Annotated in this window: 16 protein-coding genes; 11 read left to right on the top strand and 5 right to left on the bottom strand. The window is 46.5% G+C overall.

Annotation, left to right across the window (positions count from 1 at the left end; all coding sequences use genetic code 11):
• Positions 1-3: 3 nt before the first annotated feature.
• The 3 genes from FSU_RS14945 (at position 4) to FSU_RS14955 (ending at position 6,082) form a co-directional block, all read left to right on the top strand.
• A complete protein-coding gene (locus tag FSU_RS14945; RefSeq protein ID WP_015732348.1) occupies positions 4-1,788 on the top strand; it encodes a hypothetical protein in 1,785 nt (594 codons plus the stop codon).
• Positions 1,789-1,876: 88 nt separating this feature from the next.
• Positions 1,877-3,322, top strand: a complete 1,446-nt coding sequence (locus FSU_RS14950; protein ID WP_014547185.1) for a glycosyl hydrolase family 8 — start codon at positions 1,877-1,879, stop codon at positions 3,320-3,322.
• A gap of 402 nt (positions 3,323-3,724) precedes the next feature.
• Entirely contained in the window at positions 3,725-6,082 is a 2,358-nt protein-coding gene (locus FSU_RS14955; RefSeq protein WP_014547186.1) for a hypothetical protein, read from the top strand.
• A gap of 117 nt (positions 6,083-6,199) precedes the next feature.
• Here FSU_RS14955 and FSU_RS14960 read toward each other — a convergent pair whose 3' ends face one another.
• Both FSU_RS14960 and FSU_RS14965 read right to left on the bottom strand, forming a co-directional pair.
• Entirely contained in the window at positions 6,200-10,639 is a 4,440-nt protein-coding gene (locus tag FSU_RS14960; protein WP_244263666.1) for an acyl-CoA dehydratase activase, read from the bottom strand.
• A 198-nt stretch (positions 10,640-10,837) separates the two neighbouring features.
• Complete coding sequence (locus FSU_RS14965; RefSeq protein ID WP_014547188.1) at positions 10,838-11,872, bottom strand: Rpn family recombination-promoting nuclease/putative transposase; 1,035 nt, start codon at positions 11,870-11,872, stop codon at positions 10,838-10,840.
• Between the two features lie 180 nt (positions 11,873-12,052).
• On the opposite strand from FSU_RS14965, the gene FSU_RS14970 reads away from it, so the two are divergent.
• From FSU_RS14970 to FSU_RS14980, 3 genes are read left to right on the top strand one after another with little or no spacing between them, the layout of a single operon-like run.
• Positions 12,053-13,444, top strand: coding sequence for an SUMF1/EgtB/PvdO family nonheme iron enzyme (locus tag FSU_RS14970; RefSeq protein ID WP_244263667.1), 1,392 nt, complete (start codon positions 12,053-12,055; stop codon positions 13,442-13,444).
• A gap of 56 nt (positions 13,445-13,500) precedes the next feature.
• Positions 13,501-14,823: a formylglycine-generating enzyme family protein gene (locus tag FSU_RS14975; protein WP_014547190.1), complete on the top strand. Its 1,323-nt coding sequence runs from the start codon at positions 13,501-13,503 to the stop codon at positions 14,821-14,823.
• Positions 14,824-14,845: 22 nt separating this feature from the next.
• Positions 14,846-16,135 carry a formylglycine-generating enzyme family protein gene (locus FSU_RS14980; RefSeq protein WP_014547191.1) on the top strand — a complete coding sequence of 430 codons (1,290 nt, stop codon included), beginning with the start codon at positions 14,846-14,848 and terminating at the stop codon, positions 16,133-16,135.
• Between the two features lie 193 nt (positions 16,136-16,328).
• Here the strand turns inward: FSU_RS14980 and FSU_RS14985 are convergent, their stop codons facing one another.
• Entirely contained in the window at positions 16,329-17,327 is a 999-nt protein-coding gene (locus FSU_RS14985) for a PD-(D/E)XK nuclease family transposase (protein WP_015732350.1), read from the bottom strand.
• A gap of 159 nt (positions 17,328-17,486) precedes the next feature.
• Between FSU_RS14985 and FSU_RS14990 the strand changes: the two genes are divergently transcribed.
• The 5 genes from FSU_RS14990 to FSU_RS15010 all read left to right on the top strand — a co-directional run bounded on the left by FSU_RS14990 (position 17,487) and on the right by FSU_RS15010 (position 22,816).
• Positions 17,487-18,905, top strand: a complete 1,419-nt coding sequence (locus FSU_RS14990; protein WP_244263668.1) for a formylglycine-generating enzyme family protein — start codon at positions 17,487-17,489, stop codon at positions 18,903-18,905.
• A gap of 39 nt (positions 18,906-18,944) precedes the next feature.
• Positions 18,945-20,687, top strand: a complete 1,743-nt coding sequence (locus FSU_RS14995; RefSeq protein ID WP_014547194.1) for an alginate O-acetyltransferase AlgX-related protein — start codon at positions 18,945-18,947, stop codon at positions 20,685-20,687.
• A gap of 124 nt (positions 20,688-20,811) precedes the next feature.
• Positions 20,812-21,078 (top strand): GIY-YIG nuclease family protein, encoded by a 267-nt coding sequence (locus FSU_RS15000; RefSeq protein ID WP_233138400.1) that lies wholly within the window; start codon positions 20,812-20,814, stop codon positions 21,076-21,078.
• A gap of 94 nt (positions 21,079-21,172) precedes the next feature.
• A complete protein-coding gene (locus FSU_RS15005; protein ID WP_014547196.1) occupies positions 21,173-21,409 on the top strand; it encodes a helix-turn-helix transcriptional regulator in 237 nt (78 codons plus the stop codon).
• 78 nt (positions 21,410-21,487) lie between these two features.
• Positions 21,488-22,816, top strand: a complete 1,329-nt coding sequence (locus tag FSU_RS15010; RefSeq protein ID WP_014547197.1) for a TldD/PmbA family protein — start codon at positions 21,488-21,490, stop codon at positions 22,814-22,816.
• A gap of 68 nt (positions 22,817-22,884) precedes the next feature.
• Here FSU_RS15010 and FSU_RS15015 read toward each other — a convergent pair whose 3' ends face one another.
• Complete coding sequence (locus FSU_RS15015; protein WP_014547198.1) at positions 22,885-23,439, bottom strand: hypothetical protein; 555 nt, start codon at positions 23,437-23,439, stop codon at positions 22,885-22,887.
• A gap of 174 nt (positions 23,440-23,613) precedes the next feature.
• Positions 23,614-23,955 carry a hypothetical protein gene (locus FSU_RS15020; protein WP_014547199.1) on the bottom strand — a complete coding sequence of 114 codons (342 nt, stop codon included), beginning with the start codon at positions 23,953-23,955 and terminating at the stop codon, positions 23,614-23,616.
• Between the last annotated feature and the right edge of the window lie 82 nt (positions 23,956-24,037).

Below are 24,037 nucleotides of genomic sequence, written 5' to 3' on the forward strand. Positions count from 1 at the left end.
ATTATGTCTTGGCTTCTGATATTGGTTCCTGTTGCGGTCGCTCTTTTTGCGATTTTTCCGCTGACGGATACCGATATCTGGTGGCATCTGGCTTGTGCGCGTGAATGGGTGACCACATGGACGCCTGTGCGCGAGCCTGTTGTGAATGTGCATGAATATTTTCAGCAGATGGTGGCGTTTGTCTATGATATTGGCGGCGCTCCGTTGCTGGTGGCGTTTAAGGCGCTCCTTTGGGGCGTTGTATTCATGCTGTTTTTGCTGCCTTCGATCAAAAAGAATCAACAGTTCCCTACGATAACGTTTGCGGGGATTGTTGTCCTCCTGTTTGTTTTCCGCTATCAGCTTGAAATCCGTCCGGTACTTTTGAGCATGCTGTTCCTCGGCGTTTATTGGAACGTGTTGCCTTGGCTATTTTATGGATGGCGTGAAGACCGTAAAGCGGATCGCCGTGCGGACCCTAAAAAATTCCATCACGTGTTTCACTTGACATTTCGTGATGTGACGCGCCTGTATAAGTTCTTAGGCGTGCTCCTGGTCCTTTTTATCCAGTGGGTTTGGTGTAAATGCCAAGGCCTGTATATCTTGGGTATAATTCTGGCGTATGGCTTTTTCTCGTATAGTCTCTGGTTTAGGCGTTGGGTTAATTTTGGAAAGGTCAGGCAATGGAATGGGGTGCGAATTTTGTTCAAAACGGTGGCATGGCAGACTCTTTTGGTCATCCTCCTTTTTGCGACGCCGTTCCTCCATCACGATGGCTTTAACCTGATTCCCTATCCGTTTGAACTATTTGACCGTTTGCTTGGACTTTCGCCGTCGGCTACGGTTTTTGCAAGTGAAATTGCGGAGAACCGCTCTCCAATTACGCTTTTGCTCAACGGTGAAAATGTGTTGCAGTCCGCCTTGATGCTTGTGTTTTCTGTAATGGGAATTGTTCTGGCTGCTGTCCGGTGGCATTTGGAGCCTTCGCCTGATGCTTCGTGGCAATTGTCGTGGCAGACGAAAGAACGTGTCGAGGCCATATTTAATCGCAGGTTGTTGCCTTCATGGCTTTTCATTACGGCGATTCTTTCTCTTATTGCCGAGCGCAACTTTGTGCTCTTTTTGCCGGTTTTTGTTGCTGTCGTTGTTCATTTTTCCGTGCAGCCTTCGTGTTCAAGCCAGAAGTTCAAAAATACAAGTCTCAAACTTAAAAATACAAGCTTGAAACTCAAAAATTCTAGTTTGAAGCTCAAGAAACATCTTGCCGAAAAGTCGCGAAAACTTGGCTCTAAGCTGAAACTTAAGGGGAAACTTGCAGAAAAAACTCGAAATTTGAGTACTACCTTGAGCCCGCTTTTGACTTCGGAATTGTTGCTTTCGGCTGTTGTGTTGGCTTTTGTTCTTGGGCTTTGGGGCAAGTCGCTCTCGTCTTACGATTCCATGATTGCCTACCAGCGCGTGCCTGTGGGGGCTGCGCATTGGATGATGGAAAACCCGCATCCGGGCAGGTTGTTTAACGATGACCGTTCGGGTGGTTACTTGGCGTATATGAACCCGCTTGATTCAACGTATATTGATGGGCGTTTTATCCTGAAAACGGCGGATTTCTTTGAACGGTATTTGACCTATGCTAGAATGCCCAAGCTCTTTTTGGTGGATGCAGATTCGCTGGATATCGACCGCGTGGTGCTCCCGCTTCGCTATTACGCCAGGTGGGATAAATTGATTGAAACGCTTGATTCTAGCGAAAAATGGCACGTTGCGTACCGCGATTCTCTTTTTGTGGTGATGGACCGCACACTGTATTAAAACGTAAGACTAAAAAAATTTAAATTTGGTCGTTAATAATTTATTTTTAGATAGATTTAACGGCCCTGTGTGGGCATTGGAGTTGTGTATGAATCGTTTGGTAAAAATGGGACTTGCCGGTTTGTTCGCTTTCGGGCTTGCCCAGGCTAAGGTCAATTTCCCGTTTCCGCAGATGTCGGATTACGGTGGAAATGCAACGCTTTTGAGCGACAAGGCCAAGGCCTCCGAAGAATTGAAGTCCCAGTTTGCCTACTGGCTCAAAACCATGTACAATGAAAATGGCGATGTTGCTGGTGTCCGTTCTGATCCGGGTTCTGATACGTATTTCTCGGAAGGTGTCGGTTACGGCATGCTTTTGATGGTCTACTTTAGCGATAACACGACGAGCTATCAGCCGCAATTCGACAAGATTTGGAACTTCTACAAGAAGATGATGAACGAAAACGGCCTCATGATTTGGAAGGTTGGTAATCTTTCTCAGTCGTGGGATGCCGGTAATGGTGCAGCACTCGATGGCGATATCGATGCCGCCGCAGCTCTTGCAATGGCTTACTTCCAGTTCGGTGACGAAAAGTACAAGGAAGATGCCAAGAAGCTTATCCAAGCCATGAAAAAGTCTGAGTTCGAATCAAACGGTTTGCATTTGCCGGGCGACAAGTGGGGTGATGCCGCTTTGAACCGCAAGAACCCGGGCTATTTTGACCCTGCCTACATGCCGGTTTTTGCCTTGATCGATACGGACAATGCGGAATTCTGGAACAAGACCGCTTACGATGCCAACATGAAGCTTTACGAAGCTAGCTCTGCAGAAGTTACGACGGGCCTCATTGATGACTGGACTGATAAAAACGGCAAGAGCGAAGATGACTACTATAGTTACGATGCTTCCCGCGCTCCGTGGCGCAATGCCAAGGCTGTTTGCTGGCATGGCGATACGCGTGCTCTCGCTCTCGACAAGAAAATGGCTGAATTTGTCTCTACCGTCAGTGCCGCCAACATGAAGGGCCCTGTCCTCAGATCTTCTGGTAGCCTCGGCAACGATCACAACAGCACGTTCGTGACATCCCTCATGACGGCGCTTATCTCTGATGCAAAGTATCAGGCTAAGCTCGATGAATACTGGAAGGAAGCGGTTGCTCTCGGTGACGAAAACTACTTCAATCAGTCCCTCAAGCTTTTGAACGGTTTGCTTGTTTCGGGTAACATGCCGAACCTCGCCGCTGCAACGCCTTCGCAGCCGACTTCTTCGAGCTCTGTGACTCCGGAATCCAGCTCCAGCGATGCTACGATTGCCTTGCCGACTCTTGCAACGAAATCTCCGAAGATGACCCTCTCTGGCAGGTCTCTCCAGATTACCGCTAATGGTAATGTCCATGTGGATTTGATTTCTATGACGGGTAGCGTGTTGAAGTCTTTCGACAATCATGCCAATGGTTCTTTGAATGTTTCGCTGAAGTCTGTCCCGAACGGTCTCTATGTCGTTCGCGTGAAAAATGCAGGCGTCACGAGCCTTAAGAAAATCAAGCTCGACTAAAAGCTAAAACAGCGAAGCCCGCTTCTGCGGAAAAACTTTAAAAGTCCGGGAATTGTGAATTCTCGGGCTTTCTTGTTTTACGTTGTCATCCCCGCGAAGGCGGGGATCTCCTTTTATTATTTAGTGTTAAGACGAATTAATGCGGTTTTTAACGAACTATTTAGAACAATCTTTATTTGTAAATATTTGTTTGCTTTTTTGCGTATAATTGATGACAACTAAACGAAATTTGCTGCTGTCAAGTGGTAAAAATAAAATTACAAAATATGTGATATTGCTCAAATTTTAAAAATTTAAGCGTTTTATCCATATAAAATATAATTTTTGTATGTTTGAAATTATTTTGTATGATTTGTTTGCTAAATTTATTCAACCTTAAAATAAACTAAAAAAGGTGAATAAATGAAAACAACCAAAATAACAACCCTCGTCTTGGGCGTGGCCTCTGCAATGGCTTTTGCTCAGGATGGTTCTGCCTGCATTCCGTTCGTCAATGGCGTCGGTGATTATGATAAGAATTGTTATAATTCCGGCCTCCTTGACATGGAAGAAGGCAAGTGCTACACCTTCAATCCGGCTCGCATTGATGCAAATCCTGTTCCGCAGTGGGTCAATAACATGGCCTCTCAGACCTGGTGGTGGATTGAAACTCCTTGCATCGAAGAAGTTTCTAGCTCCAGTGTTGAACCGGAATCTTCCAGCTCCAGCGAAGAACCGCTCTCCAGCTCTAGTGAAGAACCGGTTTCTAGCTCCAGCGAAGAACCGGAATCTTCTAGCTCTGAAGATGTCTCCAGCTCTAGCGAAGAACCGGCCTCCAGCTCCAGCGAAATCATCGTTGCTTCTAAGTGCGAAGAATTCGTTCGCGGCTCCGGCAACTACACGACAGACAAGTGCTACAACGCAGGTCTTGCCGACATGGAAGAAGGCAAGTGCTACAAGTTGAAGGACGACCGTGCTAATGACGTTAAGGGTCAGCAGTGGATCAACGACCGCGCCAACGATAGTTGGTGGTGGGAAGAAACTTCCTGCGGTGAAGTTGTTGAATCCAGCTCCAGCGTCGAAGAATCCTCCAGCTCTGTTGAAGAATCTTCTAGCTCTGAAGAAGTTTCCAGCTCTAGCGAAGAATCTTCCAGCTCCGAAGAAGTCTCTAGCTCTAGCGAAGAATCTTCCAGCTCTGAAGAATCTAGCTCCAGCGAAGAATCTTCTAGCTCCGAAGAATCCAGTTCCAGCGAAGAATCTTCTAGCTCTGAAGAATCCAGCTCTAGCGAAGAATCCTCCAGCTCTGAAGAAGTTTCTAGCTCCAGCGTTCAGGTGGAAATCGTTGAACTTTGTGTTGCTTATGGCAAGACAAAGTTGTCTGCCAGTGTTGTTGCTAATAACTGCTACAACGCTGACTTGAGAAACATGAAGGAAGAAACTTGCTACGCCATTAATCCGGAAATCAAGGCTCAATTTGGCTCTTATTCCGGATACACTCGCGATGTTACCGCTTCTAAAACAAGTGGACATGGAAAAAATAAGAAGTCCATCAACTGGTGGATCGAAACTCCGTGCTACGAAGAAATCATCGTCTCTAGCTCTAGCGTCGAAGAATCTTCTAGCTCTGTTGAAGAATCCTCCAGCTCTGTTGAAGAATCCAGCTCCAGCGAAGAATCTTCCAGCTCTGAAGAAGTTTCTAGCTCCAGCGAAGAAGAATCCTCCAGCTCTGTTGAAGAATCCAGCTCCAGCGAAGAATCTTCCAGCTCTGAAGAAGTCTCTAGCTCTAGCGAAGAATCCAGCTCTAGCGAAGTTGTCGTTTCCAAGTGCGAAGAATTCGTTCGCGGCTCTGGCAACTACACGACTGACAAGTGCTACAACGCAGGTCTTGCCGACATGGAAGAAGGCAAGTGCTACAAGTTGAAGGACGATCGCGCTAATGACGTTAAGGGTCAGCAGTGGATCAACGACCGCGCCAACGATAGCTGGTGGTGGGAAGAAACGGAATGCGGCGAAGTCGTCGTTTCCAGCTCTAGCGAAGAATCTTCCAGCTCTGAAGAAGTCTCTAGCTCCAGCGAAGAATCCTCCAGCTCCGAAGAAGTCTCTAGCTCCAGCGAAGAATCCTCTAGCTCCGAAGAAATCTCCAGCTCTAGCGAAGAATCCTCCAGCTCTTCTGAACCGGAATCCAGCTCTAGCGAAATCGTTGTCGCTAAGTGCGTTGAATTCGTGAACGGCTCTGGTGATTACAATGGCAAGTGCTTCAACGCCGGTCTCAATGACATGGAAGAAGGCAAGTGCTATGCTCTGAACCCGGATCGCGGTCAGGTTAATGACATTTGGATCAACAACCGTGCTGCTGATACCTACTGGTGGTCCGAAGTTGCTTGCGCAGACGAACCGGAAGTTGTTGAAGAACCGGTTGTCGAAGAACCGATTGAAATCGTCTGCAAGGGTGACGATTGCGCAGACATCAAGCCGATTCTCAAGGCTGCTCCGCTGGCAGAACCGACCCCGGCTCCAGAAAAGTCTTTGGCTATCGCCGAAGCTGTTGCTTCCAAGGCAAGCATGGCTGTTGCCAACAACATGTTGAGCATCGCAACGACCTCCAACGGCACGAAGTCTGTGAAGGTCTTTAGCGTTCGCGGAGACATGCTCCTCTCTGAAACATTCTCCGGTGCTGTAAAGACCGTTGACATGGCTCAGTTTGCTGGCAAGGGCGCTGTGATCGTTCGCCTCGTTGAAGGCCGCAAGGTCCTCGCTACGAAGCGCATTGCAGTCCGCTAATTCGCTAACGATTTAAGTCAAATTGTGAAAAAGGGCTTCCTCAAAAGAGGAAGCCTTTTTGTTATTAAACCTCAAAGCGAAGCGAGCTCAGAGGGCGATGCCCGAGCCCATACCTCGTTACTGCCTAGCAGTAGCGTTCACTTTGTTAGCACGTTCGAGTTCGCGAGCATTGATGATGAGCATCTGCAAGCGGTTTTCGATGTTGGCAAAGCTGGTATCCGGATCGTAGTCCAAGCTCAGGATTTGCACGTGCGGGCAACGTTCCTTCACAGCCTTCGTGAGGCCACGACCACTGATGTGGTTCGCGAGGCAGGCGAACGGCTGCACAATGATGAAGCTGTTGATGCCGTGCTTCGAGTTGTAAAGGATTTCTGCCGGGATGAGCCAGCCTTCACCCGTGTTGTACGTCGGGTCGATAATGCCGTCGATGTAGTTCACGAGCTCAAAGCAGTCGGCGTGGTGTTCGTAGAGCTTGAACGACTGCATAACCTTATTGGCGGTTGCTGCGGCGTGTTCAAAGAGCTTTGATGTGACGCCACCTTCGAGGCGGTCTGCAATCGGATTGGCCGAGAATCCGCGCTTGATCTTTTCGGCGCGCACAACTTCGTCGACGCGGAAGAAGTCCATCATGCCCGGAAGGTAAACTTCCATGCCGTTGTCCATGAGGTAGTCTTCGACATGTCCGTTTGCGCTCGGGTGGTAGTTCATGAGGATTTCGCCGAGCACGGCAACGCGCGGCTTGCGCACGCCCTTCTGGCGGGCTTCCGTGATTTCGACCTTGTTGAATTCGTCGATGCACTGGCGAAGCATTTCAACGAGGCGCTTGGCTGAGCCGAGTTCCGTTTTCTTGAGGGTGGCTGCGGTCTTCATCAGTTCCGGCATCCACTTGCTGTAAATCTTCTTGGAATCCCCCTTGTGGATTTCGTAGGGGCGGAGTGCGCGGTATGCCGTTTCGATGGCGTCCATGAATGCAAGGCCCCAGAGCGTATGGAGGCGGAAGTCAAGCCCGAGCTGGAATCCCGGATGCATGCCGGTGGTATCGACGCCGGTCGTAATGATGGAAACGTCCTTGTAGCCCGCTTCGTCAAGAGCCTTACGGCCAAGCACGGAGTACTGCACGGCGCGGCAGTTTTCGCAGTTCTTGGCAAGGCACATCGAAACTTCAGTTTGAGGAACGTTCGGGTGTTCTTCGAGCCACTTGAGGCATTCGCCAATGTTGATCTGGCAGGGGAAGCAAATGTCGTTATGCACGTACTTCTTGCCGAGTTCAATAGCGCGCTTGTCTGCAACCGGGAGGTAATCCGAGAGGTAACCCTTGCCCTGGATGTAGGAACTTGCGAGGATTGCAAATGCAGGGGAGAGGTTCGGCGTCAAGATGATACGCTTGTTCTTGTCGCTCGCGACGAACGGCGTGTGGAACTGCGGTTCGTTGGAAATCGGCTTTTCCGGGAGGTTAGCCGCGCGGCGGGCCTTCACGGTTTCGATAAAGCTCTTGATGCGGATGCCGACCGGGCCGCGTGCGTCACCTTCGTCGAGCTTGAGCATGAGCATTTCCTTGTTGGAATCGCGGTGCATCATGCGCATCATTTCGTCGGTCAAGACGGAGTCATGTCCGCAACCGAAGCTCACGATCTGGGCAAGTTCAACATGCGGGTCTCTTGATGCAATCATCGTTGCACCGAGCATGCGCAAGTGGAACGTGTTCTTGATTTCCACGCGGGTGTGGTTCGGCACATCCTGGTCGTAAACGCCCGGGAGCGATTCGGTGGTGAGCACCGGAATGCCCATGGCAGTAAAGTGGCTTGCAATGTTGTGGTTGATGAGCAAGTCGGCATGATAGGGGCGGCCTGCAATGACCACGGCAAAACTGTTGTTCGCCTTCACGTCGTCGAGAATCTTCTGGCCTTCTTCGAGGAGCGTGGTGCGGTAATTATTAAGAGCCTTTTCGCCTTCGGTCACCGCCTTGTCCAAAGTCTTGCGGTCTATGTTCCAGTTGTCGTGGAACCAGTCGATGGTCTGGCTTCTGCGGAGCTTGGTGTTTGCCCAGTGGAAAATCGGCTGGTCCATCGGGATGCCGTAATTCTTTTCGGGTTCGTCCGTGTTCTGGCAGATGTTCGGGTAGCCTTGCACGACCGGGCAGACCGTCGTGGCGTTAAACTTGGTGTGGTCGCTCGGGAGCGAAATCATCATCGGGAAGAAGATGCGATCGACCTTCTTTTCGATGAGGCTGAGCACATGGCCGTGGACGAGCTTGGCCGGGAAGCAGACGGTATCCGAAGGCACACTGTGGAGACCTGCTTCGAACATCTTGTAGTCGCTCTGGCGGCTCACGACAACGGTATAACCGAGGGCCGTGAAGAAAGCTTTCCAGTAGGGGAGGCTGTTCCAGAATTCGAGCACGCGCGGGATACCGATGGTCTTTCCGTTCTGCGGCAGGAGAATCTGCGGAGCGTAGTCCTTGACCAGGAGCTGGTTCGTGCGCTTGATCATGTCCGGCACGGCCTGCATCTTTTTGTTGATTTCGGCGATGAGCTTCTTTGTTGCCGGATCGTTCGGGTCGGCGGTGACTTCGCCGCGTTCGCAGCGGTTGCCCGTCACAAAGCTCTGACCGTCACTGAACGTGACGATAGTGCGGGAGCAGTGGTTGGTGCAGTACTGGCAGAGCTGACCTGGCTGGTTGTGCCAGCTAAAGGTGCGCATGGCTTCAAGCCCGATAAACTTACTTTGCACGTTCGGGTCGGCGGCACGCTTTTCTTCCATGAACTTCTTCGTGAGGAGAGCGATACCGATAGCGCCCATTTCGCCCGGACGTTCCGGACGGATGGCCTTGAGGCCCGTGTACTGTTCGAAGGCACGGAGAACGGCGTTGTTCTTGAATGTACCGCCCTGTACCACAACCTTCTTGCCGAGGGTGTTCAGGTTGCGGATACGGATGACCTTCGTGAAAACGTTGTTGATGATGGAGCGGCAGATGCCCGCGATGATGTCTTCGGGCTGCTTGCCGTCGCGCTGTTCCGTGATGATGGAACTGTTCATGAACACTGTGCAGCGGCTGCCGAGCTGAGACGGGCTCTTGGAGTTGAATGCGAGTTCCGCAATCTTTTCCATCGGGATGCCGAGGCTGCGGGCGTACGTTTCGATGAATGAACCGCAACCCGAGGAGCAGGCTTCGTTGAGGATGATGCCCGTGACGACACCGTCTTGCACGGAGATGGCCTTCATGTCCTGACCACCGATATCCAAGATGAACGAGACGTCGGGGCAGAGGCGCTGGGCGGCATTTGCGTGGGCGACGGTTTCCACCGTGTGGTAGTCCGCGTGGACGGCCTTTGCAAAGAGCTGTTCGCCGTAGCCGGTTGTACCCACGCCCAAGATGTTGAGCTTCACGCCGTATTCTTCGTAGCGGTCGGCGAGGTCCACCATGGCACGCTTCAAGACGGCGAGCGGTTCACCATCGTTACTGGCGTAGAAGCCGTCGATGACCTTTTCGTTCTCGTCGATGAGCACGAACTTCGTGGTGGTAGAACCTGCGTCAATGCCCAAGTAGACGTTGATGGTTGTGCCGGAAGGCGGCTGCGGGTAATGGTTGTCCGCCATTTTGTGCTCTTCGAGGAACAGCTTGTATTCCGCTTCGCTCTGGAAGAAGAGGTCGGAGGCTGCCTTGGCCTTGTTCTCGGCCTGGCGGATTTCGTTAAAGTGAACGAGCGCGTCGAGAGAACCCTCTTCGCGGTACATGCATTCCTGGTTTGCGAACATGGAGCCGTTAGCGAGAGCGGCGCCCATGGCAACGAGCACTTCGGAATGTTCCGGAACAATCGCCTGTTCGTCGGAGATGCCCAAGCGTTCCTTGAAAGCCTTCACGAGAGTCGGGTTAAATGTGAGCGGGCCACCTTCAAAAATGACCGGCGGCTTGATTTCCATACCTTGGGCGAGGCCACCGATGGTCTGCTTCGCGATAGCGTGGAAACTTGAAAGGGCGATGTCTTCCTTCGCGATGCCGTTGTTGAGCATCGGCTGGATGTCCGTCTTGGCGAACACGCCGCAACGGCCCGAGATTTCATAGACTTTTTGGCCACGCTTGGCGTAGCTTTCGAATACTTCTGTCTTGATGCGGAGGAGCTCCGCGACCTGGTCGATAAATGCACCCGTACCGCCTGCGCACACGCCGTTCATGCGCATGTCGGAGGCGATGAGCTTACCGGTGGTCTTGTCCTTTTCGAAGAACACAACCTTGGCATCCTGACCGCCGAGTTCGATGGCGACCCTGGAATCGGGGTAGGTGGCACGCACGGCAAGTGCGTTTGCGACTACTTCTTGCACAAAGAAGGCGTGAGTGGCCTCGGCGAACGGCTGACCGCCGCTACCGCAGAACGTGACCCTGAAGTTCTTGCCCGGGAAAAGGGCATGGGCTTCGCGTAGGACCTCGTAGACCTTTTTCGCCTGCATGGCGTTATGACGCTGATATGTATAGTGTAAAAGCTTAGATGTCTCGGGATCGACTACAGCAATTTTCACAGTGGTGGAGCCTACGTCGACACCCACCCATAAATCGTTCATAGAAGTATTCATAGTGAAGCCAAATTTAGTTTTTTTTCATTATTTGAAAATGTTTTTTGGCGTTTATGGCGATAAAACGTGCAATTTGGCGGATTTTGGGTAATTGTTCATATGTGCAGATTGTTGTAAGGGACCGCGCAAAACAAAAAGAGGCCTGCAGACCTCTTTTTATATGCACTTCAGGGGTGGATTGAGCTGTTATTTGATTGCATCTCCCATCAATGAAGCCTTCAGCTCAAGAATCTTGCTTTCAGGCAAATGCGAATACTTGACGATTTTCCCGATAGGTTCGTTATCGGCAAGCATGGCGAGAGCCATTTCGACACGCCCTTGTTCGAGACCTTGTTCAAGTCCCTGTTTAAGCCCCTGTTTAAGTCCTTTCTTTTCGGCACGGACTTCCAGCAAAGCCAAGTGATCCAATTCCTCTTCTGTCCATACCATATCGTTAGCCTGTTCCCTGATGAGTTTTTCTGACGCTCTGTTCACCAAAATTCTGTTGATTGCCTTCGCAATGATGCTATTGTTGAAATCCGGAAGATTTTCGGCCTTCCCGGCATATTTTAGCAGATAAAGCCAACGATCTTCGGTTGTCGTGATTTTTTTGTAAGGTTTGTTGAACTTAGTCAGATCATATAGAATATACATCATCTTGTCGGTTAGTGTCAAGCCTTTCTTATTGCGAACAGCCCAATCTCCACGAAACGACTTCTGTTTGCCTATGGAAAAATCGCAAATCCAGATGGCGTAAGTCGGAGGAACTTCGTACCGGTGGATTTCGCGCTCGGCACGTTCCTCTTTAGTTAGACAGGATGGAAGGTCTCCGAAATTCAGCTTGTCCCATTCGTATTTGCTCTGGAGCATGAATGCAGATTGCTGTAAAAGAACTCGGTCGACAAAGTAGTCGGGCCTTGCCTTTTGCATCTCTATGTTTATGCAAATTCCTTTCGAAGTTTTGGCACGAATGTCGAGCCTGAATTGCTTTGCCGATGGAAAAATGATGTTGATTTCGGAATTCTTGATGACAACGGATTCAATTTTGTTGTCTTCATTCAGATGAAATACCCCATTCAGAAAATTGACCAAAGCTTCTTCATCACTCAGAAAAGCCTTGAATGCCGCATCAAAGAGCGGATCGAGATAGGTGTGTTTCTTGATTTCTTCAATTGTTTTCTCGACCAGTTGATCGCGAGATGAGGGAATGGAAAATTCGAGCGTATTTTGAGTTTCTGACATAAAATTCCTTGCCTTGCGGCGGTTAAAATCGAGAAGGCTAGTTTGCTGAGTTCGCCCTCCTCTATATTAACACGCTTGAGCAAGCCATTTGTCCCAAGAAATCTTTGTAAAATATTTTTAGGCAGGAGCGGGGCATGCGTGGATGATTGCAAACGACGTTACTTTTGTATATTGCGTTGTATGAAAAAGAAATTGTGTTTAGTTGTAATTTGGTTTGCTCTGATTGTTTGTTCGCTATTTTGCACATCATGTTCCGATGATTTGAAGAACATTGATTTAAAACGTGATTCCCTAAGTTCGGAAACATGGCTCGAAGTCGAGAAGAACGATTCCCTCAAAATTTGCATGGACTCAAAAGTCCGCACGTGGGAAACTTCGCTGAATACAGAAATTCTAAACGATTCATGTTTAAAATTTCAAGTTCCAGAACTTAACGGAATCAATACAATCAATATAAAGTTTCCAGATTCTGACAGCGTCTATAAAATCAATTTAGCTGTCGGTATGAAGTATTTGAACTTCAAAAATGAAGAAACTTTATATGGTAATGACGATTACCAAATGAATCCTTATGAAGAAAAAATCGTATATGTTACGGGTTCCTATTTAGTTGATAAATACCCTGTGACTAATTGTGATTTTTTACAATTGTTATGGGATGAAATTCCTCTAAATTCTCCCCAAATAGATACCATGGAAAAAGACTTTACAAAATTTTGGGTACAAAAAAAAGAATCAAGAAAAAATAACGAAAAATGTATTACCCATGATTCTGCAGCAAGTACAATTCCTTTATATTTGGCGATGAAATATGCCAATATTCGCAGTCTTCGCGAAGGTCTAGAACCGTATTATATCTTTTCAAACACTAGTAATAAATTTGTACAAATTGATCGCAAAGCAAGGTCTGTCAATCGTAACGGAATTGAAGAAGTTCCCGAGCATCATTATTTTATCGTTTACCATGATTTCATAGAGCATGAAAATAACTTGATAGAAGTTTATGATAATTCGTCTTCTGATGGTTATCGGCTTCCTTATTATGACGAATGGGTTATGTTAGCTCGTGGTGGTGATAAAAACAACACCCCCTGGAATGAATCTGCATCTTTTAAAGAAATTTCTAAATACGCAAAATTCGAAGATAAGGTAAGTTGTTCTGATTTAAATGATTCAGGTCCTTTATATAGTATAATATCATTTTTTCATTGGTGCAAAAATGATTATGAATCAGGACCTGTTGGAAAACTCTTGCCTAATGGATTTGGTTTATATGATATATTTGGCCTAGTTGAAGAACAAGTTCTATTTGAAAAGCATAATTATTCAAGAGATAATTATAATGTTTTTTTTACCATTGAACCTAAAGAAGAAAAAAAAAGAAACCCATTAAGATGCATAGATGATTGCCCAGCTTGTTTAAAAGGTGGAATTCGTCGTTCTGACTTAGAAAGAATTAATTATGGTTATATTTCGAACGATTATTTTCCTAAATATTCCGGCGGTTTCCGCCTAATCCGCAACATCGGCAACAACGCCAAATGGAGCGAAGTTAAGCTTGACAAGGAATAATTTTTTCCTGAAAATGTAGAACCGAGCAATTTCCTTTTTTTTGTATATTCTGTTGTATGAAAATAAAGATTCTTTTACTATGTGTATCTTTTTTTGTTCTTGTTTTGAATGCGTGCTCGAATAGCGTTAAAAAACAGGATATTTCAGCGGGAATAATAAAGCAGTTTAGCCCGATAGAAAGAATCTTTGATGTAATCCGAGATTCTCTGGGCGAAGAAAACTGGCTTGAAGTCGAAAAAAATGAAAACGTTAAAATTTGTGTTGACCAGAAAGTTTTTGCTTGGAAGACGGTATTAAAATCAAGTGTTCTCAATGATTCCTGCTTAGTTTTCCAAGCTCCGACTCTTGTTGGAGTCGAAACTGTTGATGTGTCTTTTTCGGAAGCGGATAGTTCGCATAAAATCAATTTAGCCATCGGAATGAAATACTTAAATTTCAAGAATGAAGAAGTTCTGTTAGGATTTAACACATGTCGAGAAAACCAACTTGTCGGTCGATGCAAAAACGAAGATCCAGAAAGACTATTTTCTGTAACGGGCACTTACTTAGTCGATAAATATCCTGTTACCAACTGCGAGTTTACGCAACTGATGTGGGATAGCATTCCAGCAACATCCTTGTATAGAAACGAATCGTTAAGAAAGGATTATTATGAAGATTGGCTAAACAGAAAAAGTGCTTCTAAACGTAATGAAAACTGCATAACACAAGACACGGCTGCCAATACTGTATCTTTATTTCAGGCGATGAAATATGCAAATGCACGCAGTATTCGTGAAGGTCTAAAGCCTTATTATATATTTGCTCCTGTAGAAGAATATGCAGAAAGAGAAAGTATTTTATCGACTACACAACGTATAGTAACTCGTAGGGATTTTACTATACATGATATCAAATATATTCAAGTTTCTGACGACAGTACCTCGAACGGTTATAGACTTCCATATTACAATGAATGGATGATGTTTGCTCGTGGTGGCGACAAAAAGAATATGGCCCCCTGGGGAGACTCTTCGGGCACTTTCGAAAAAACAAAAAAATACGCCAGATTTAAAACAAAAATGGTTTCTTTTGAAACAGAACCCGTTGGCCAGCTGACACCCAATGGATACGGATTATACGATATGTTTGGTCTCGTTCAAGAGCATGTACTCTTAAAATCAAGTTTGTTTAGAGGAGACCTTGGTTTTGCGTCTTGTTTGAAGGGCGGAGATTATCACGTTTCTCTAGAAGACGGATCCGACGACACCTTAAGTCCTTATTGGAAATGGATAAGCTACGGATATTACGAACCAGGTCATCAAGGTTATGGAGCTGGTTTCCGTCTCATCCGCAACATCGGCAATAATGCTAAGTGGACCTATCTCAAGTCCAAATGACAACTTTTGTATATTCAATTGTATGAAAAAGATTTTTTGTTTGGTTGCAAGTTATGGGGCCGTAATTGCCGGCTTGTTATTTTGTACAGCCTGCTCAGATAGGGAAAAATATATCGCTTTAAATCGAGGTTCTTTAAAAAACGAAACTTGGCTTGAAGTTGAAAAGAATGAAACGGTAAAAATCTGCATAGATTCCAAAGTACAAGTATGGAACACTGCACTGGATTCTGAAATTCTTGGTGAATCCTGTTTAAAAGTTCGAGTTCCAACGCTTATTGGAGTCAGCACAATCGATGTGTTTTTTTCTAATACAGAAAGTTCCTACAAAATCAATTTAGCGGTCGGGATGAAGTATCTGGACTTAAAAAACGAAGATGTTCTGTTAGGATTTGATTATATGCATGAATATATAGATAATGAAAGACTAGCAAAAATCACAGGAATGTTTTTAGTTGATAAATATCCTGTTACTAACTGCGAATTTTTACAGTTAATGTGGGATGAAATTCCTTCAGAACTACATGATGAAAAAGAAAAAAATTGGATTAAAAGAAAGAAGTTAAGCGTACGTAAAGAAGGTTGCGACACACACGACTCTGCGACAAATATTGTTTATTTATATCAAGCCTTAAAATATGCAAATAAGCGCAGTATTCGAGAAGGATTAAAACCGTATTATACATTTTCAGAAGAAACATTCTCGAAAAATGAATTTGAATATGATAAAACTATATCTGAAGGTCAATATATTATAAGCTATCGTGATTTCACCCACCATGATGAAACGCGAATCAAAGTTTCAGTTGATTCATCTTCGGATGGTTATCGACTACCCTATTACGATGAATGGATGATGTTAGCTCGAGGCGGAGATAAGAAGCACAAAGCACCTTGGGGGGATTCAGCGACGTTTAAAGATGTACAAAAATACGCAAAATTCAATGATAAAACTGAATATTATGAAAAAATAAATAGTTCTATAACAGGACCTGTAGGCCAGTTACAGCCTAATGGATATGGTTTGTATGATATTTTCGGTCTAGTTAATGAACTGGTTTTATTAGAGAAACCCCAAAAATTCAGAAAGTACCAAATATTATCAAGACCTAACCCCAATAGACCTCGTTACGCTAATACAAACTGTAAAAGGAAAAACAATTGTCCTTCTTATTTAAAGGGAGGAGGCGCTGATGATAATTGGCAAAATATTAGCTATGGGTATTATTCATATGGTAGTATTGGCGGTTTCCGCCTCATCCGCAACATCGGCAATAACGCCAAATGGAGCGAAGTCAAGTCTGACAAGGAATAACCTGTTCCTGAAATGACATTATCCAAATGAGGCCTACGGCCTCATTTTTTACGCACTGTTTCGTATTCTCACCAGATTCTCGCTTTTGCGAGAATGACGAAATGCAGATTTCGCCCTTGCGGAGTTTATCCCGAACTTGTTTCGGAATGGAAATGACGGTAAAATCCCGGCATAAAGCCGGGAAATCCGGTTGTTACTTAAGAGCGTTCTTCGCCAGTGACTGTTTCAGTTCAAGAACTTTATCCTCGGAAAGACGGGAGTACTTGACGATTTTTTCAACAGGCTCGTCATCAGCAAGCATGTCAAGAGCCATTTCAACATTTCGGTTATCACGCCCTTGTTCAAGCCCTTGTTCACGTCCTTTGAGCCAAATTTCGGCTTCGATAGCTTCATCAGCGTGTTTATCGAACATATGTTCCTCCAAGGCTTTAAGCAGTTCAGGGCTTATGCGGCTTACGCGCAAACGGTTGAGCGCATCCCTAAAGATCGGGTCCTTCGATTCGGGAACTTCAAGTGGCCCTTGAGACAAGAGTTTCAGCCAGTAGTCCTCGCGTGAACTGATGCTCTTGCGAATCCTCTTAAAGTTCGGTAAATCAATTACAATATATCTATTTTTACTGAAAATGGGAAGAGCCCGATGTGTTGAGTCGCTGTGGTGAACTTCGTCCTCGCTATAGACCGCCCAAGTGTCCTTAAAAATATCCTTTGACTTGAGAATTTGGAAATTACAAAGCCAGATGGACACCGTTTCGGGAAGTTCATAAAAATGAACCTTACGTTCCTTTTCGTCCATCAATTTGAAATACGTTGACCTGTTATACTCGTACTTGCCACGCAATGTTTGATAGGAATTGTAGAGTTGGAGACGGTCAAGAAAGAATGGATGGCTTCTATTCTGCATCTCTATGTTGAAATAACGGTGATCCTTTGTTGTTACCCACACGTCTAGGCGCGCGGAGTCATCTTCCGGCATGAAAACGTCAATGGGCTTTTCGAACTCGTAGTCGAGATCAATGATTTCATGGTCATGGTCAAGCCCAAGCAAACAATTGAGCATATCGCGGATGGTGTCCTTGTCATCCATCAGCACACGGAACGTTTCGCTGTAATATGGAAGCAAAAATTCCTCACCCTGCGCGTTCGTGACGATGTAGTAGGCCTTCTTTTCTGAAGTTGTGTTATTTTCGGTCATTTACAATTCCTTTAGAGGGTTGGTTATGATTTGCCCCCTATACTATTAACACGCTTCAGCAAGCCGTTTGGCTCATGAAAACTTTGTAAAATATTTTTAGACAGGAGCGGGGCATGCGTGGATGATTGCAAACGACGTTACTTTTGTATATTCAACTGTATGAAAAAAATTTTGTTGTTCCTAACGATATGCGTTACGTTTGCGAATGCTCAATTCTATTACGACAAGCATGGAGAAAGTCGCGGTGCGTATAAGGACAGCTTGGAGTATTCAAAGCTTGTTGGGCTTGCAAAAAGATTTCGTGGTCCGATATTGGTGAAAAAGCCGGTTGATGGCGTCAAACCAAGAAAAAATTTGGAAAAGATTCCTGAAAATAAAATTCAAAGAACATTTAATGTAAATCGCGATACTTTGAACAAAGAAAAGTGGCTCGAAGTGGAGAAAAACGAAATCGTCAAAATTTGTGTTGATGCACCTGTTGTCGCATGGGAAACTTCCTTAAACGCGATTATATCTAGCGATTCGTGCCTGACATTCGAAACACCGACGCTTATTGGTGTTGAAACACTTAGGGTGCATTTCCCTGACTCGGATAGTTCGAAGAAAATCAATTTAGCAGTCGGGATGAAGTATCTTGATTTCAAAAACGAAGAAGTTCTGTTAGGATTTAATCGATACTCCGAAAAAGAATTAAAGATGCAAGGGTTTTGCAATACAGAGGAGAACGGAACAATAGCTTGTGGTCCCAAAAATGAGGATCCAGAAAGGCTTGTTTCCATTACTGGTACATACTTAGTCGATAAATATCCTGTTACAAACTGCGAATTTACACAACTGATGTGGAATGATAGTCTTCTTGATTATAAGTGGCAAAACAGAAAGAGAGCTTCTATACGTAATGGAAACTGCATAACACAAGACACGGCCGCAAATACTGTATCTCTATTTTGGGCTATGGAATATGCCAACGCACGCAGTATTCGTGAAGGTCTAAAGCCTTATTATATATTTTCTCCTGTAGAATATGCAGAAAGAGAAAGTATTTTATCGGCTCGACAACGTATTATTAAACAATATGTTCTCGGATATATTCAAGTTTCTGACGACAGTACCTCGAACGGTTATAGACTTCCATATTACAATGAATGGATGATGCTTGCTCGTGGTGGCGACAAAAAGAATAGGGCCCCTTGGGGAGATTCTTCGGGCTCTTTTGAAAAAACAAAAAAATACGCTAGATTTAAAACAAAAATGGTTTCCTTTGAAACGGAACCCGTTGGCCAGCTGACTCCCAATGGATACGGATTATATGATATGTTTGGTCTCGTTCAAGAGCATGTTCTTTTTGAATACGATTTGTTTGAAGGAAACATGGGGTTCGCATCCTGTCTAAAAGGTGGCGATTATCACGTTTCTCTAGAAGATGGGTTCGACGATACTTTAAGTCCTTATTGGAAATGGATAAGCTACGGGTATTATGAACCTGGTCATCCAGGTAATGGAGCGGGTTTCCGCCTAATCCGCAACATCGGCAATAACGCCAAATGGACCAAAATTAAAACAGTTGGCAAAGAGTAGTGACCTGCCGCTAAGCAACAAAATACTATCTTATTTCTCGTGAATAAGAAATATTTAATATCCGTTATTGTATTTTCTGTCCTTTTGCTGGTCCCGTTTGGCGTGCAGGCGGTTGCCGACTTGCGTGGCGAAAAGCGCTTCCAGCCGTTTGACATTTTCAAGGACGTGGTTTACACTCCGATTGTGCGCGAGAAAAAGGTCGCTGCGGCTGCGGACTCGCTCGATGTGAAGTGGCGTGCGGCGCGTGAGGCTATTGCTGCGGGTGCTGAGGTGGCCGATGCTTTGGAACCTGTGACGTCTTCGCTTTCGGACTTGGAAGCGGCTGTGCTTTCGGTGAATACGTATGCCGAACTCGATACATCTGAAACTCGATACAAGAGCCTCAAGTTGGCCGATACGCTCCTCTCGAAGCTGGAGGATGAACCGGAATCGTTCCCGCAGGCGGATTCTTGCATCAAGTCGCTCGTGGCTGACCTTGGGCATGTGTCGCTGTGGCGTGCTTTCTTGGACGTGAAGCATTACGGCGTGTGGACGAGCCGCTATTTGCGTGCTTTCGAAAATAAGATTGATGACGAGAGCGCTATTGTGTTGGCTCTGCGTCCCAAGTACCAACTTGCAGTGTGGAACCTCTTTAGCGATCCGGGCGAGAAGGTCGTTCTCGGCGCTGCTGGCAATTGCATCGGCAAGTCGTGTGGCAGGGAAGGGTCCAAGCCCGAAGACAAGTGGCTTTTCTACCGCCAGGATGTGGAATTTCTGGTGCAGCCGTCTCCGCTTGATGTGCGTAGTGCCAAGCTCGACAATCCAGTGAAAGCGATTGAAAAGTTCCGCGACCAGCTCAAGGCGAAAGGCGTGGAACTCTTGGTGGTGATTACGCCGGGCAAACCGAGCATCTATACCGAACGTTTGACGGGGCGCGATTCTCGCGTTGCGGGTGCTGAAAATGTCGCCGGGCTCCAGTCGCACGGCAAGAAGATTTTGGATTCTCTCACGCGTGCTGGCTTTAACACGGTTGATTTGTACACGCCGCTTTTGGCCGCGAAGTCCCGCGATTCTGTTGATGGTGCGCTCTACCTGAACGACGATACGCACTGGACTCCGCGCGGTGCAGAACTTGCTGCCGACGTGATTGCAAAGAAAGTCCGCGAGATGGTGGATGCTGGATCTGTCAAATTCCGCGGAAAGGATACTGTGCGCTACGTTGCTTCTGATTCCATTGCAGACCGCATGGGTGACGTGGGTGAGATGAGTGGGCTTAACAAGTTCAATGTGTTCAAGGTACAGAAGGTAATCGGTCATGTCGTGATGCAGCAGAATATCAAGATACGAGATGAGGAACTTCCGGAAGATACCGTTTGCATTGATTCTGCATATAAAGAATGTATGAATCGGAAAAAGGCTGATAAAAAGGATGGTAAAACGACGGATGTTTTGTGCCTTTTGACGAGCCAAACTGCTTGCGCGCTTAAAGCTGTGAAGTACGACACCACAATCACTCCTTTCAAGGATGATTTCCGCAAGTCCGAAATTTTGATTCTCGGTGACAGCTTCAGCCGTATTTACCAGACCGATTCGCCGGTGAACGCCGGATGGATTGCGCACTTTGCGAAGAACATGAACCGTCCGGTCGCTTCCATCGTGAGTGACGGCGGCGCCTCAACGCTCGTCCGTGAAAAACTTGCCCGCAAGGCTAGCGTGCTCAAAGGCAAGAAACTCTTGATTTGGGAATTCGTCGAACGCGACCTCCGCTTCGGCGCCGAAGGCTGGAAAGATGTGGAATTTTAAAAATCGGGCGTTGGGATTAAGATGTTGTTGAATATCGAATCTATGCTTTGTGTCATCCTGAGCGGAATGTAATGGAGTCGAAGGATCTATAATTTTAAGTATGCCAAATAGTTATTATACATATATGATGACAAATCAAAGTAATACAACTCTTTATGTAGGTGTTACAAATGATATAAGTCGCCGCGCTTTAGAGCATATTGAAGGTTGTGGAGCTACTTTTACTTCAAGATATAAGATTAATAAGTTGATTTACTTTGAACGATATACGGAAATTACAGATGCAATAAAACGTGAAAAACAGTTGAAAGGCTGGCGACGAGAGAAAAAGGAGATCCTCATTATGCAGATGAATCCTTTATGGAAGGATCTTTTGCAGGATGACTCTTAGATTCTTCGACTACGGGCTACGCCCTTCGCTCAGAATGACACTGTTTGCTTCTTTTCTAATTATTAACTATTGACCTTTAACTAGTGACTAAAATATGCCAAGACATGGAACCCCGACGCCGGGACAGGCGATCCTCGAAGGAATTGAATGGCTTAAAATCGACAAGCCGGAATTTGCACGTAGGGTAGGCGTTTCGGTTGAAATTTTGGACCAGCTGATTGCGGGTGAAATCAGCATCTCGACCGAGATGGCGAATGCGCTTGAATCCGTGACGGGTAGCCCCGCCGCCTACTGGAAAATGCTCGAACGCAAAAGCCGCGCCTCTCGATAAATGGGAGATGCCCGCTCGGAGGCGGGCATGACAAATTAGAGTAGTTTTGCCTGACTATATAATTATTATACTTGCGATATGAATATTAAAGATGCCGTTTCTTTTATGTGTGACCTCGCCAAGGGCGAAGCCGAACAGTTTGATGTCATCGCTTCTAACACCCATTCCGAAGGCTTGTCCGTCTTCCAAGGCCAGGTGCAGAATACCGAAATCTCGGATTCCGTAGGTCTCGGTGTCCGCGTCATCAAGGATGGCCGTCCGGGTTACGCGCATACAGAACGCCTCACCGACGAAGCCTTGCGCCAAACGCTCAAGGACGCTCTTTGCCACACGCAGTGGACCGAAAAAATCGACATTACGCTCCCGCAGGCCGTTGAACTCCCGAAGGGCGAACCGAATTACAATCCGGCGCTTGAATCGCTCGACCTTGCGATGATGAAGGACTTCTGCATCGAGCTTGAAAAGGCGACTTTTGCAAAGTCCAAGGAAATCGAGAATATCCCGTATCTCGGTGGCGATATCGAAAAGGATTATTCCATCGTTGCTAACAACACGGGACTTTTCTACGAAGCCCGCTCGAACTGCGCTTCTGCGGGTGCCGGTGCAGTCGCAAGCCGGGGTGGCGTCAAGAAGCTTGGCAACTTTGTCAAGAATGGCCGCGACTGGAACGAATTCTCTGTCGATGAAATTGCAAGCAAGACTGCCGAATATGCAACGGAACTTTTTGGCGCCCAGAAAATCGAAAGCGGCAAGATTCCTGTGATTCTTTCGGAACGCATTTCCGCACGTTTCCTCGGTATGTACAGCCAGCCGTTCTTCGCCGAAACGATGCAGAAGGGCCAGTCCCGTCTCGACGGCAAGGAAGGCGAAAAAATTGCCAGTGACGTGTTCTCGTTGTGGAACGATCCGACAGGCGAAATGTTTGAACACAAGTTCTATTTCGATTCTGAAGGTTGCCTCACGAAGCGCGTGAAGGTCGTCGAAAACGGCGTCTTCAATTCGGCGCTTTACAACCTTGAAACGGCTGCCAAGGCGGGCCGCGAAACGACAGGCAATGGCGCTCGCAGCTTCGGTAGCAAGATGTCCACGAGCTTCTACAACATGCTCGTGCCGCCTGGAAGCATGACGACCATGGAACTTTTGAAGCTCTTCCCGAAGTGCTTGCTCGTTGTACGCCTGGAAGGCAATTCCGGTTGCAATTCCGTGAGCGGTGAACTCAGCATCGGGGCGCACGGTTTCTGGTGCGAGAACGGGGCTATCAAACATCCGGTCGATGGCGTGACGCTCAGCGGCAATTACTTCGACATCATCAAGAACATCGTGGCGGTCGGCAACGAATACCGCGATCCGTTTGCAAGCTACAAAGTGCCTGCTCTCGCGGTAAGCGAACTCAGCGTTAGTGCATAATGTAAGCGCATCAGGAAATGCTGCAAGGTCGAGAATCCGAAGGTGTCCGAATTCAGGCCCTTGCAGCACTATGTTTGAGGTGTGATTTTCTTGGCGCTTTCAATAAGGTCTTTGATGTTGCCGGCAACAATGCCGCTTGCTTTTAAAAGTGCTCTTAAAAAGCCTTCAATAGCGCCGCTTAAAGGATTGCTTTTTATTAAATAAATGTGGTCCTTGTTTTCGGAATCCACAAGGCCGTCAAGGACTTCTTGAACGGAATCTGTTATCGGTTCTTCATTCTCGGCTATAAAGCTTTTGTTGAATCCGTATTCGGCGGCGTGTTCGGCGTATAGGTCCAAAAGGGTTGCTGTGCGCCCGGTGTTCTGGTTTACAGACGCATCTCCGATTTTAAGGTCAATTTTTAGCTCCGATTTTAGGGAGGTGGCGTCGTTGAGGCCGTTTTCGGCGTTTGGAGCGATCAGTTCGGCTGTGGCAAGCTTCAGAAGCTTAATGATGGCCTCTTGCTTGAGGCTCACGTGGGAAACGTCCTTGTAAATGAGGGTCGTCGCCATCTGCACCAGGTCTGAATATGGATGCCCCTGTTTTGGCTTGTCGGCGCTTTCGGACCTGTTTTGCGGTTTCATGTACACTCTCTCTGTATTGTTTATTCTTGCGAATTGCAGAACAAAAATACATGTTTGGGGTGGGTTTACGCAATAGCCCGTTTGGGCTATATTGGGTATTAGAAATAAAGAAAAAAAGGCGAAAACCGTTAAATGCGGCCTTCACCTTTTTGTTAAACCTAATTTTGAGAAAAATTAGTTGCAGCCTTCAAACTTGAGCGAGTTGATGAGCGTTGTACCCGAAATGGTGTAGGTGGCCATCTTGGAAGAACTCGGATCGTAGATGTAGGTTTCTTCGGAGGTCTTGTTCTTGCCGAGAACGACGACAGCTTCCAACTTTACCAAGTCACCGGGCTTGATTGCGCCCTTTGCATCGTTCTGCAAGTCAAAAGTTCTTTCTGCGGCGGCGCAAATGTCGTGATAACCATCCTGTTCAACTTCAAAAGAATGACCGGTTTCCATGCTGATGCACTGGATTCTGATGCGAGCCACGAAAGCGCCGGAGTTGTGAAGCCTGATATAGCGGATACGTTCCATATTATTTATCTCCTATTAGAGTTTTTTTTGAGTGTTTGTTTTGACTTAAGAACTTCTTTGTTGCTTGTCCTTAAGTTCTGTT

Source organism: Fibrobacter succinogenes subsp. succinogenes S85, assembly GCF_000146505.1.
GTDB classification, from domain to species: Bacteria; Fibrobacterota; Fibrobacteria; order Fibrobacterales; family Fibrobacteraceae; genus Fibrobacter; species Fibrobacter succinogenes.